At 57.1% G+C, this 12,357-nt stretch carries 11 protein-coding genes and 1 tRNA gene; 6 read left to right on the forward strand and 6 right to left on the reverse strand.

Going from position 1 to position 12,357, the window contains the following annotated elements; translation table 11 throughout:
* Window positions 1-10 precede the first annotated feature (10 nt).
* Genes AC559A_RS13480 through AC559A_RS13500 form a run of 5 tightly spaced genes read right to left on the reverse strand, consistent with a single transcriptional unit; the run spans window position 11 to window position 4,793 of the window.
* Window positions 11-733 carry a chemotaxis protein CheW gene (locus tag AC559A_RS13480; protein ID WP_028571535.1) on the reverse strand — a complete coding sequence of 241 codons (723 nt, stop codon included), beginning with the start codon at window positions 731-733 and terminating at the stop codon, window positions 11-13.
* Window positions 720-1,505 carry a ParA family protein gene (locus AC559A_RS13485; RefSeq protein WP_028571536.1) on the reverse strand — a complete coding sequence of 262 codons (786 nt, stop codon included), beginning with the start codon at window positions 1,503-1,505 and terminating at the stop codon, window positions 720-722. The genes AC559A_RS13480 and AC559A_RS13485 overlap by 14 nt, the downstream gene beginning before the upstream one ends.
* Window positions 1,502-1,927 (reverse strand): PilZ domain-containing protein, encoded by a 426-nt coding sequence (locus AC559A_RS13490; RefSeq protein ID WP_498818299.1) that lies wholly within the window; start codon window positions 1,925-1,927, stop codon window positions 1,502-1,504. Before AC559A_RS13490 ends, AC559A_RS13485 begins: the two co-directional genes overlap by 4 nt.
* Window positions 1,928-1,986: 59 nt before the next feature.
* Window positions 1,987-2,841, reverse strand: a complete 855-nt coding sequence (locus AC559A_RS13495) for a CheR family methyltransferase (RefSeq protein WP_028571538.1) — start codon at window positions 2,839-2,841, stop codon at window positions 1,987-1,989.
* Window positions 2,842-2,849: 8 nt separating this feature from the next.
* Window positions 2,850-4,793, reverse strand: a complete 1,944-nt coding sequence (locus tag AC559A_RS13500; RefSeq protein WP_498818300.1) for a HEAT repeat domain-containing protein — start codon at window positions 4,791-4,793, stop codon at window positions 2,850-2,852.
* A 255-nt stretch (window positions 4,794-5,048) separates the two neighbouring features.
* Between AC559A_RS13500 and AC559A_RS13505 the strand changes: the two genes are divergently transcribed.
* A tRNA-Arg gene (locus AC559A_RS13505) sits at window positions 5,049-5,125 on the forward strand.
* A gap of 196 nt (window positions 5,126-5,321) precedes the next feature.
* Here AC559A_RS13505 and AC559A_RS13510 read toward each other — a convergent pair.
* On the reverse strand, window positions 5,322-6,221 hold the full coding sequence (locus AC559A_RS13510) for a lysophospholipid acyltransferase family protein (protein ID WP_498818301.1): 900 nt from the start codon (window positions 6,219-6,221) through the stop codon (window positions 5,322-5,324).
* Window positions 6,222-6,616: 395 nt separating this feature from the next.
* On the opposite strand from AC559A_RS13510, the gene AC559A_RS13515 reads away from it, so the two are divergent.
* Genes AC559A_RS13515 through AC559A_RS13535 form a run of 5 tightly spaced genes read left to right on the forward strand, consistent with a single transcriptional unit; the run spans window position 6,617 to window position 12,326 of the window.
* Entirely contained in the window at window positions 6,617-8,377 is a 1,761-nt protein-coding gene (locus tag AC559A_RS13515) for a hypothetical protein (protein ID WP_028571541.1), read from the forward strand.
* On the forward strand, window positions 8,370-9,446 hold the full coding sequence (gene gcvT / locus AC559A_RS13520) for a glycine cleavage system aminomethyltransferase GcvT (protein ID WP_498818302.1): 1,077 nt from the start codon (window positions 8,370-8,372) through the stop codon (window positions 9,444-9,446). The genes AC559A_RS13515 and gcvT overlap by 8 nt, the downstream gene beginning before the upstream one ends.
* A 20-nt stretch (window positions 9,447-9,466) precedes the next feature.
* Entirely contained in the window at window positions 9,467-10,243 is a 777-nt protein-coding gene (locus AC559A_RS13525) for a 16S rRNA (uracil(1498)-N(3))-methyltransferase (protein WP_498818303.1), read from the forward strand.
* A 38-nt stretch (window positions 10,244-10,281) separates the two neighbouring features.
* Complete coding sequence (locus AC559A_RS13530; RefSeq protein WP_498818304.1) at window positions 10,282-11,112, forward strand: hypothetical protein; 831 nt, start codon at window positions 10,282-10,284, stop codon at window positions 11,110-11,112.
* On the forward strand, window positions 11,109-12,326 hold the full coding sequence (locus AC559A_RS13535; RefSeq protein WP_498818305.1) for a replication-associated recombination protein A: 1,218 nt from the start codon (window positions 11,109-11,111) through the stop codon (window positions 12,324-12,326). The genes AC559A_RS13530 and AC559A_RS13535 overlap by 4 nt, the downstream gene beginning before the upstream one ends.
* Window positions 12,327-12,357: the final 31 nt, after the last annotated feature.

Below are 12,357 nucleotides of genomic sequence, written 5' to 3' on the forward strand. Positions count from 1 at the left end.
GAAAAACACCTCATGATTTCACCAGGGATTGAACAAGATGGTCCAGGGAGAGAATGCTGATCAGGCGCTGATTTTCGGAACGAATCAGACCGCAGATCATCTCGTTTTGTACGCCCAGCAAGGACTCCACCGCCCAATCAATGCGCTCCTGCTTGACTCGGTGCATGGTGGAGACGGCCTGGATTTGCAAGCCGACCTGCAAGCCCCCGTGACGACAGACGATGATGAACAGATCGTCCCCTGGAGGCAGACGGAGCAGATTGCGCAGGGAAACCAGGGGGGTGACCCGCCCTCGCAGATTGACCACGCCGGATAGAAACGTCGGCGCGGAGGGCAGCTTGGTCGCCTCCACGGATCGGATGACTTCCTGGATCACCTCAATGGGGAGGGCGTAATCCTGATCCGCTAGACGAAAACCGATCAACTGCAGTTCAGGCTGTTCGCGCAGTGCTTTTTGCAGTTCCGCCGGATCCGAACCCATGGACGAACCTCGCGGGTCCGTCGAGCCTTCGGTCCCGGAGGCTACACCGGTTGGAGGCGTCGGCCCGGCCATGACCTGTTCCGGATTTACGGTCTGGATCGCCGGTTCGTGGTCACCGGAGGGGCTCCCGAAACCGAGATATTTGCGTAAGAAAGCCTGTTCCGCGCTGGTCAACTCCTCGCCGTCGCGGGGGGCCGCGATGTTGTCGGGCAGCAGCGGCTGATCCTTGAAATATTGTTCAAGCGTTTTCATTGGCGGTCAACTCCCTGGCCAGTTGTCGGTAGGCCTGCGCCCCCTTGGAGGATGGGGCGACGCCCAGGATGGTTTTCCCCAGACCACTGGCTTCCCGAAATTTGGTATCCATGGGGATGATGGTCTCGAACATCTTGGAAGCCGCCTTTTGGCGCAACAAGCGCAATACCCGCTGGCAAGCCCCGGCCCGGCGGTCGAACATGGTGGGTAAAATTCGAAAATCAATGGGTTTGGGCAAGGCTTTGTTCAGAGTCTTCATGGTCGCGAAGATCAGGCGCACGCCGTGCAGGGCCAGAAAATCCGTCTGCATGGGAATGATCACCAGATCGCAGGCTACCAGGGCGTTGACCAGCAATATGCCGACATGAGGCGGACAGTCCAGGACCACGTAATCATATCGGTTCTCCAGGTGGCCCATGCATTGCTTCAGGATCGCGCCCTTGCCCGCCCGGTCCCGGAGGTCCATCTCCAGTTCGGAGAGTCGAATGTGGCTGGGAGCGGCGTCGAATCCGGCATCGACGGCGGGGGAGATCATCGCGTCCAGGATGGTCGTGCGCTTGCCGGGATCCTCCTCGCGAAACAGGTCGTAGAGGGTCGTGCGCTCCTCTTCGGGATAAAACCCCAGATGGATGCTGGCGCAGGCGTGAGGATCCAGATCCATGACCAGAACGCGACGCCCCGTTTCGCCGAGCGCGGCGGCGAGGCTCAAGGCGGTGGTGGTCTTGCCGACACCGCCTTTCTGGTTGGCCACGGCCAGGACCGTTGGCTTCACGCGGCACCCTGTTTGCGCAGTTCCTTGAGGATCAGCGTGCGCAACGCCTGCCAGTCGTCCTCATAGATGTCCAAAAATTTCAAACCCAATCCATAATCCCGTAGCGGGATTACCTCCTGAACCCTGACCACCTCGGCCACTGCGGTCAAGGATTGGTCCACGTCGCTTTCGAAGACCTTGAAGAAACCAGGATGGTGCTTGTTCAGGCTGGGGATGAAGATGGTCACCTGCAACTTGTCCCCGACGGTGAATCGCCGGGCGCAGTGAACGAGCAGCCCGCCTTCGCTGATGTCCACGGAATGGACTTCGGAAGTAGGCTGGCGTTGCAAGGGGAAGGCAAAAGGCCTGATTTTCACCTCAAACGGTTTGGTCAGTCGGACATGGGCGCGTTTTTCCTCTTCAGTAAGCTCTTCAGTAAGCATGCGGGACTCCCTTTCGCATTGATCGTGAATCAATTCATCGCGGCGTCTCGTGGACCGGGTCATGTTTCTTTGTAATAGACGATGCTTCCAGGATGGTGTTTGGGGGTCAGGGTTCTGGAAACATGGTGCAGGGATTCGGAATGGCCGATGAACAGCACGCCGTCAGGCGCCAGATTGTCGTAAAAAGCATTGATTACCCGTTTTTTCATCGTATCGTCAAAGTAGATGATGACGTTTCGGCAAAAAACGATCTCCGAGCGCGGAACCAGTTTCACTTGGCCGCGATCGTTCAGGTTGAGTTGGCCGAAGGTAATCATATTTTTCAAGTCCTGGCGTACCCTGAATCGTCCGGCTTCTTCGGCGAAGTACCGCTTGACGACATCCTCGGGCGTGGTGCGCAGGGCGTAATCGGAGTAGATGCCTTGACGCGCCGTACGGAGGACGGCTTCGGATAAATCATTGGCCGTGATCCGGATGTTCCAGGAGGCGATTTCAGACTTGAGCACCTCGTGGATAATGATGGCCAGGGTGTACGGCTCTTCGCCGGTGGAACAGCCCGCGGACCAGATGTGCAGGCTGCGTTTCCCTTCCTTGCGAAGTCGCTCCAGTATCCGAGGCAGAACGATGTTCTGAAATACGTTGAGTTGCGGTGGGTTGCGATAAAAACTGGTTTCATTGGTGGTGATGACCTCGAACAGCCTGGGCAGTTCCTGACGGCGTCCGCCGTCGTATTTCAGAAAGTGAAGATACTCTCCGTAATCCTTCAGGTTCAGATTTTTGACGCGGTTGGAAAGCCTGTTCTCCAGAAGATATTTCCGGTTGTCCGGGATATAAATTCCGCTTTGCGCATAAATGAAATCTCGAAGTTGTTGAAACTCGGCATCCTTGATGTCCACCGTTCCCGCGGCGTTCATTGTTTCGCCTATCCTTCCTCACGTTCCTGGAGCACGGCGATGGCGTCCTCCACTGCGTTGATCAATTCCGAGTCGTCGCTGTCGAGCATGCTGAGCAGAACCTGGAAGGCGGCCTGGTTGCCGATCATCCCCAACGCCTCGATCACCTTGATGGAAATAAGTGGATTGTTTTCTTGCAAAAGAGGAGCCAAGTCCTTAACCGCGTCGGCGACCTGCAACCGTCCCAAGGCCTCGACGGCTCGGATCCGGATCCAATCGTCGGCGTCGCCCAGCGCGGATTTCAGAATCGGCGCCACATTGACCAAGCTGCACGCGCAGTCTCCGAGCAGGGCGACCAGGGTCAGCCGAACGTCCCGGTCTTCATCCTGCAAGCGCTGGGAAATCATTTCAAAGACTTCCCCGGTCAGGCCGCAGAGTTTGATGCTGGCTTCCAGGGCTGCCTTGCGCACGGCGGTGGACTCATCCTCCAGGGCTGAACGAATCACGTTCAGATGCGTGTCGCACCCCAGATTGCCCAGGCCGAGGATGGCCATGGCCCGTTTGTCCGCGGCCGGAGACGCGTACATCTGGTGAAATTTGTCCACCAGGGATTTTCCACCCAGGCTGATGCAGGCTTCCAGGGCAACGCCGCGGACATCGGGGTAGGGGTGATCCAGAAACGTGAACAGTTTATCGGCCAGTTCCGGTTTTTTCTCCTGGGCGGCCTCACGGCTGAGAAAACGCATCGCCTGTTTGAGTACATGCCCGTCGTTGTGCCGATCGAGCAAATCGACGAAAAACGCCTCGGCCTCATCCCCAGCCACGTCGCACAGGGCATCCACCAATTCTCGCTGCACGTCCCGGTCGTGCTTCCAAAACGCATCCATCAGCAAACGGCTGGACTCCGCCCCCGGCAAGCGCCGCAAGGTCTTCACCGTCAAGGCCATGGCCGTTGGGTCGGATTCCTGGAGGATTTGGCGCAAGGGTTCGGTGAAACTGATTTGGGCCAAAGCGTCGGCGATGGTTTCCAGACGGTCCTGATGCACCTCAAAGTTCGGATCCAGCTTGGCGGCCATCTTGATAATCGGGACGGCGGCTTCGGATACCTTTAGGGAAGCCAAACCGGATATGGCCATATCCTGAATTTCTTCATCTTCATCTTCCAGCGCGGAGAGCAGGTAGTCCTTGAAATTGGCTTGCTCCAGGGCCGACAACAGGTTCAGGGTTCGTCCGCCCATGATTTGGACCACGGCCTTGACAATTTTGTTGCGTAACGCCCGTGGTGATTCGTCAAGTCGCTTGAGCAGCAAGGGAATGGACTTCAGGTTGCCCATTTCGCCCAAGGCGTCCACGATCATCGAGGCCACCAAGTCCGAGGACTGAGGCATGGCCCGGATCAAAGCATTGATGGAGGATTCATCCCGGATTTTCAACAGGGCTTCGATGACGGAAAACTGGACCCATTCTTCGTCGGAAAGGGCTTGGTTCAGACATTGAACGGCTTCGGCAAACCCCAGGCTGCCCAGGCTGACAGCGGCCTGGTATCGAACGTTGACTTCCGGATCATGGAGTAGGGCTTGGCACAAATGCGGCACGCCAAGGATGTTCCGGGTGGAACCGAGAATGTCCGAGGCGAAAATGCGGATGTCCACGTCGTCGTCGCTGAGTAGGGCGACGATCGTATTGATGTCCAGGTTGCCTACTTCCCGAAGGATGTCCATGGCCAGATTTCGCACTTGGGCGTCCTCGGCTCGAAGCAAGGGACAAAGCCCCCGCACCGCCTCGCCGCCGCCCAGTTGCCGCAACGCCAAATCAGCGGCCTCCTGGACCCCTAAATTTGGGTTTTGCAACAACGTGATCAGTCCGGGGATTGCCTCCTCACAGCCGTAATCTCCGGCATCCTGCGCCGCTTCACGCAAGGCTTCCGGATCCTTGACCTGGAATCGTTCAATGATTTCTGGACAATCTGTCATGTTAAACCTGAGTTGTCGTTCCCGACGGATATATTGTTTTGATAAACTGCTTGGGAAAATGGTCCAAATAGCTTCGAATGAGCTGAACAGTTACGCTTACCCCTCAGAAGGTCTTAAAGCATCATGCACGCTTTCTCGTCAAGGTTTGGAAAAGTTTTCAAACTGTCCATAGGTTCGACATCTGGAAAATTTTAAAAACCTGGCTTCGAGCACTTGACAAAATCCTTGAGCTTTGAGTAGAGATTATCGCTTTGCGCGCCCGTAGCTCAGCTGGATAGAGTACCGGACTACGAATCCGTTGGTCGCACGTTCGAATCGTGCCGGGCGCACCAAATATGGATGTAAGGGTTCACGGCTTAAGCCGTGAACCCTTTTTTTGTGCGATAACCGGTTGAGGCAGGTTTCGGAGCATTAGGATATTTGATTTCAGGTGGATATATGTTTGTCTCATAATGTAAATTATGTAAACTTTACTCTATGAATGTGTTTTGCCGGGACTCGTCACGCCATCACGAATAAATATGCTGATTACCCCCTCTCGCGAGACTCCCCTTCGGGGCGGGTTTTCCAGCGGCGGTGCATCCAGAACCATTGTTCCGGGTAACGACGCACCATCCGCTCCACGGCCTGGGTGTAGAATCGGGCGATGACTTCGACTTTCTGATGGCGATCTCCGGATATATCCTGGGTATCCAACGGTGCTTCAGAAACGAGTCGGAATTTATCCGGGGACTCGCGAACGACAAAAGCCGGCCAGACCAAAGCCTTGGCCCGCAAGGCCAGCAAGGCCGGGCCGATGTTGACCGCGGCCTCTCGCCCCAGGAACGGCAAAAAGACCGCTTCTTCCCTTCGGCAATTATGATCCACGAGAAAGCCGCTCAAGCCTTTTTGCTTTAAGTTGCGCAACACCTTGGGCACGGCCTGTTCGTGCTCGACGACGCGCACCGTCGGTTGGCTGCGCATTCGCCGAATGACGGAATACAAATATTGATCGTGGGTAGCTTTGACGATCACTTGTTTGTATTCCTGAGGGGTTATCAGGTGCAGCAGTCCACTTATAAGTTCCCAGGCGCCGAGGTGCGCCGTGGCCGCCACGCACGGCCTCCCCCGCAGTTCATGAAGGGTTTCGTGGAAGAGTTCCGGATTATCGATAATCAATCTATCCCGGACAAACCGCCAATCTATCCTGCGACACAGCAGGATTTCCAGAAAAGATCGACCGTTGTGAACAAAGCTGTTTCGAGCCACGGCTTTCGCCTTGGCCGGGCCCAGCCCCAGGCGTTCCATGATGGCGGTCGTGGCCAGCCTGCGTCGTGACGGTACGACGGCCCAGATGAGTCGGCCAAGACCTGCCCCCATGGTCTGAACATGCCGAAAGTCCGCGTGCTGCCCGAGGGCGGCCAGTGCTTCATAAAGGATTGTGCGCATGAAAATTGTTTAAGTAGTACTTTGGATTTTGTGTTCAATATATTGAAAAATATGACTTAAAATCGCTTTCCTTGGCTTTCCCGTTTTGGTTCTCGATAATCGCTATCACTACAATGAAACTTCATATTTCATCAGCAAGACGCCCTGTGCGTGGCCCACGGAATATCCTGAGATCGTTCGTCGCCCATATGCGTGAAGATGTTCGGGGATGATCGCACTTCAGTCAGTCTTATCCAAAGGCCCTGAATATTGAGAGTCGGTACGGCTACATGTTGTTTTTTTACGAAAAAACAGATAATCTTTTAAAAAGTATCCGAATTGCATTGAAGGCACATGGGAATGAAGCAGTTGAATCGCCTCTTTTTTCTTCTCCACGATCAAACGCCCGTCTCGCTATGAGCATTATCTGGGAGCAGGCGTTTTCTCAAGCCCAGGATATTGCCTGGGCCGATCATTGGACGTTCAAAAACATCCCGGAGTTCGGCACCCTTCCTGAATTGCGCCGTTTTCTGGACATGGTGCATATCAAGTACTGCTTGATCAAACCCTATTTTGAAACGGCCAACTACCCTCTTGTCGAAGCCCGGGAGCTCCTTCCTTCCTTTGACGTAGATATTTTCGAATACAAGCATCTGCCGGGGTTCAGCCTGGTGGCCTTGGCCAGACCCCTTTCCTATTTCCAGGAAATCTTTCAATTCGACATCCTGCACTCCCCTTTCGAGCTTCTGGACCAGGGCGACCAAACCGTCTGCCCCCTGGAAATCCAGATCTCCCGCCAAAACCAGTTGGCCTTTCAAAGTCGCCTTCCCAGACAGATGCACGACGAGTTTCAGTATTACTTTTCCGAGCGGGACCTGACCGCTTTGGAGAATTATCCACGGGTTCTCTCCTTTCTTTTGCGCATGGAGCGCGGGCATGTTTTCTCCCAACTTTCCCAGGGGCCGTTTATTTTTTCCGGCATCAACGCGTCCTTCCCCTCGGATTTGGACAGCGAACTGAAACGCTTCGGCTTGCGTATCGGCAAGTTCAAGGTTGGCGACAATCGTTGTTACGAACATCACCGCAATTTCGTCTATCAGTTTCTCATGGAATTGTACGGCTTTCCCATTGTTTCGGAGCGCAGGACCTCCTCCGCGCTGTTCGCGCGACGGCTGTTCAAGTTGAGCGAGGATTTTTTGGTTCGGGTTTTGGGGCAATCGGATCGGACCATCACCACCCTGCACACCAACGCGCAATCCAAGTCCTATCCGCAAGTGGACAAAATCGCCCTGGTCCGAGTCGATCCCGACCAGGTGGAGCTGATCAATCACCTTGGAGACCGGGGAGCCTTTGTCGATGCCCAAAAACACGTCGTCATCCTGAGGGTGACCTACCGCCAGCATCGCTACGACCGGAACAACGTCCGTCAGGACCGGGCGCTTTCCGTTCTGCGCCAGGAGATCATCCATCCCCTGTCCGGAGAAGTCTGCTGCGAGGCCAACGTGATCAAGGACATTTCCAATATGCTTCTGAAGCTGAACGACATCGTCAAGGGCGAGTACGCCGGCTCGATTCGCTTCAAGAAGCTGGAAGTCGTGGAAAACACGGATACCCACGAAAAGCGGCTGAAATTTCTGTTTGCCTGGCTATCCAAGCACCAGCGCAGGATCATCGGATACAGCGACGAGTTCTACTCCGGAGTGGTCAAGGTTTTGGACGGCTATCTCTTTGAGCAGAGTAATTTGGACGTCTTCAAGCAACACCAGAGACTGTACACCGACGTCTGGTCGCAGTATTCCTACATCCGGCAGGCCCGCAAGGTCCGTATTTTGGAGGATTTGACCCAGCGCTCCCGCAAAGGTCAGCCTCTCTCCTGGCTGGACATGCTCCAACAGATGAACGACATTCTCCAGGACTTCAAATTTGAGATCCATCCCTATTTCGACGGGCTGATGGACCGGGTCGTCAACTTGTGCGAACGGGTTCTGGGCAATGCCTATCTGAATAAACGCTATGTCCAACTTAAGGAAGACGAAGCCAGTGTCTACGGTCTGCGCGTCAAGGCCCAATTTCGTCGGCTGGTGGGATTGGTGGATGAACTACGCGGCATTCGCAAACAACGACCGGAGTCACGCGACCCCGTACCGGAAAAAGAGAAAAAGGTTCGTGATGCATAAGACACCGTTGCATGCATGGCACTCGGCCCATCAGGGCCGGATGGTTCCATTCGCCGGATGGGAAATGCCGGTGCAGTACGCCGCCGGGATTTTGGCCGAACACGAACAGACTCGGAAACGGGCTTCCGTGTTCGACATCTGCCACATGGGCGAATTCCTCGTCTCCGGAGAGGACGCGGAAGAAGCGCTGGGGCGCATCGTGACCCATAACCTTCAAAAATTGCGTTCTGGCCGGGCTGGATATGGATTTCTTCTGAGTCAAGACGGAGGAATTCTCGACGACCTGATCATCTACCGGCTGGAGCAAGCCCGGTTCCTGCTCGTGGTCAACGCCGCCCGGATCGACCATGACCGGGAATGGATCCGGGGCCTCTTGCCGTCCGCGGTGATACTGGAGGACGTTTCCGAGCAGACTGCGAAGATCGATTTGCAAGGCCCCCTTTCCCTGGAGGTGTTGCAAGGCGTCGTACCCGCTGACTGGCGGAACTTGGGGTATTTTTCTTTTTGCAAGCAGCTTTTTCAGGGAGAGGAAGTTCTGATCAGCCGCACCGGGTACACCGGGGAGCTGGGCTATGAAATCTATCTGCCGGCATCGTCGGCGCTTGCGTTCTGGGAAGCCTGCCTGCGAGACGACCGGGTGCTTCCGGCCGGACTCGGCGCCCGGGACACCCTGCGCCTGGAAATGGGGCTGCCGCTGTACGGCCAGGACCTGGACGAGCACCACACCCCGGCCGAGGCCGGGTACGCCGCCCTGCTCACCTCCCCTGCCCCTTATGTGGGAAAGGAGCACCAGGTGGACGTCCGGGAACACCTGACCCCGCTGCTCATTTCCGGCCGACGCAGCGCCCGCCACGGAGACGTGGTGTGCAGTCCATCCGGGGACGCGCGAGGCCGAGTCACCAGCGGTAGTTTCGCCCCATCCTTGGGCCAGGCCGTTGCCCTGGCGTATGTGGACACGCAGTTCGCCGATGAGTCGGAATTCGTGGTCCGAACAGGGAAGGCCGAGTTGCCCGCGCGACGCACTACCCTACCCTTTTACACTCAAGGGACCGCCCGAATAAAGCTTTAGGCGGTTTTCCGCGCCGAACCGTGAAATCCCTCTACCTCCCCCCGGATCAATGGCAGGAGCCGTTCCGCTTGGAAGGACCGGAAGCCCATCACCTGCTCACTGTCTTGCGCGCTCGTCCGGGAACCACCGTACGCCTTTTCGATGGCCATGGGCGGGTCGGTGATTTCATTGTGCGGGCCGCAGCCCGCAAAACAGCCCACCTTGAACTTCTGACTCAGCAACGCCTTCCGCGTCCGCGACGGGAAATCCACTTGGCCATTGGCTGGAACAAGGCCTCGCGTCGCGGTTGGATCCTGGAAAAAGCCGTGGAACTGGGAGCCGCGGGGTTGATTTTTTGGCAAGCTTCACGCAGTCAAGGAAGGGTCCCGGATCAGCCCAAGGAGGGCTGGACCGATCACTTGGTCAACGCGGCCAAGCAATGCGGCAATCCCTGGCTGCCCACGATCACCACGGTTCCCGAAGGGCCCGACGAGGTGATCCGCTTGTGCTCCAACTTGTCCAATCAAGCTTCTCTGCAAGCCTCCTCTCAAGCAACTCCGGAGTCCGGAAACTTTTTGATTTGGGAAAGTGCTTCGCCGAGCGATCTGTTTGATCCGGGACAGCTTCCGTCTTCCGGCCCCGCGGTCCTGGTCCTTGGCCCGGAAGGCGGATTGGCCGAGAACGAAGCGCAATCCTTTATAGGCAACGGCTACCTGCCCCGCTCCCTGGGGCGGTCCACCCTGCGCTGGGAAACCGCCGCCCTGCTCTGCCTCGGGCTTTGTTATTGGAGTATCCAGGGCGGTGCTTCAGAAGCCTGACCTCCCACGTCAACCACACATCGTCACGAGCCCGCACCATGTATTGTCCCAAATGCAAGCACACCAGTTTCGACCACCTGGCGACCTGTTCCAAATGCGGCTACGACTGGCAGTCGATTCGTACGGCCTTGAACCTGAACTGGCTCCAATCAGCCGGGCATGAGTGGCTTCCCGAGTCCGCCCCCGAACCGCCGGAGGCAGAGGCGGAACCAGGTCCTTCAACCGCCCCGGAGCCGATGGATTTCGAACCGGATGTCGAGGCCGCCGAACGCTTCGCTTTCGACGAACAAACGTTGGATTTTGATTTGTCGCCGCCTGAAGAATCCTTGCAAAATGAAGAAACAGCTCATTCCATCTCAAATCGGGAAACGCTGCTCGCCAAATACCCCTCTGCCGTTTCGGAAGACATCCCCACCGTTTCCGTTGCCGCGCCGGCCCAGGATAATTTCGAGGTCGCACAGCCAGACGACCTCTCCCTGGTTGAGGTCATGTCCGAGGATGACGCCGATACGGCAATAATCTACCAAGTCGACGACCCAAAGCCCGATTTTTCCGAAGGAGCAGAATCCACCGAAGAGGAATTGCCGGTCTGGGAGATTGAGCTGCCCCAGGACCTGCTTCCCCACGAGTATTTTCCCGAGCCGGTCGGTGAAACGAGCGACAAGGGCGAACAGGATGGCGTCGAGGTGGTCGGGGATATTTCCTACGATTTTTCCGAAGTGGAGGTGGTCCCTTCGGAACTGGATGCAGAGGCCCAACCTCCTGCTCCCCGCGACGTCGCGTCCCCGTCGCCGAGCGCGGCTGATGGCGACGATGCCGAACGATCTTCCGCCCCACTCTCCTCCAGCGACCATAAGGAGGGGCAATGAGCTTTCAGCAGCCTCTGGCCGCGGCCATTCGCCCGACCAAGCTGGAGGATTTTGTCGGCCAGGATCATTTACGGATCAGGCTGCACGCCCTGTTTCAGGCCAAGCGCATGCCCAGCATGTTGCTTTTCGGCCCTCCGGGCTGTGGAAAATCCACCCTGGCTCTGCTTTTAGCCACTTCCCGCAATCAGCCCTATCTGCGTCTGAGCGCGCCGGAAGTGGGACTGGCCAACCTGCGCAAGAAGCTGGAGAACATGGAAATTCTGGTGCTGGACGAACTGCACCGCTTTTCCAAGGCCCAGCAGGATTTCTTTCTGCCTATCCTGGAAAGCGGGGAAGTCACCCTGCTGGCCACCACCACGGAAAACCCGTCCTTCAGCGTAACCAAACAACTGCTTTCGCGAATGCACGTTCTGCGTCTGCGCCCGCTGAACCGTCAGGAACTGACCATCCTGGCCAAACGAGGGGCTCAAAGCCTCGGGGCCGCCATACCCGAAACCAGCCTGGAAATTCTTGCCGGTTTGTCCAACGGCGACGCCCGGACCCTGTTCAACCTCCTGGAACTCACCGCGGAACTGTCGCCGGAAAAATGGGCCGAGGACAAGCTGCGCCAGGCATTGCCCGAAGTGGTCCTGCGCGGGGACCGCGAGGGCGACTCCCACTACGAGCTGGCCTCCGCGCTGATCAAATCCATCCGCGGCAGCGACCCGGACGCGGCCCTCTACTACCTGGCCTGCCTCCTGGAGAGCGGCGAGGACCCCCGCTTCATCTGTCGTCGCCTGATTCTCTCGGCCTCCGAAGACGTCGGCCTGGCCGACCCTCACGCCTTGAGCATGGCCGTGGCCTGCCAGCAAGCCGTGGAATTCGTGGGCATGCCCGAAGGCTTCATTCCCCTGGCCGAAACCACGGTCTATCTGTCCCTGGCCCCCAAAAGCAACGCCACCTACGCCGCCTACCTGGCCGCCCAGAAAGAAATCCGCGCCCACGGCCCCCGCCCCGTCCCCTTGCACCTGCGCAACGCCTCCTCGGCCCTGCAAAAGGAATGGGGCTACGGCCGCGGCTACAAATACCCCCACGCCTACCCCGACGCCTGGGTGGAACAAGACTACCTCCCCACCGAAGTCAACCTCCGCTTCTACGAACCCAAACTCCAAGGCCAGGAGCCTCGGCTGAATGCCTGGTTGGGGAAGTATCGGAAGAAGAGGAAGGTTGGGTGATGGATCCTCTTGCCTTCAGCTTGCACATGAT

It is taken from the genome of Desulfonatronum zhilinae, assembly GCF_900182865.1.
In the GTDB taxonomy this organism is placed as follows: Bacteria; Desulfobacterota; Desulfovibrionia; order Desulfovibrionales; family Desulfonatronaceae; genus Desulfonatronum; species Desulfonatronum lacustre.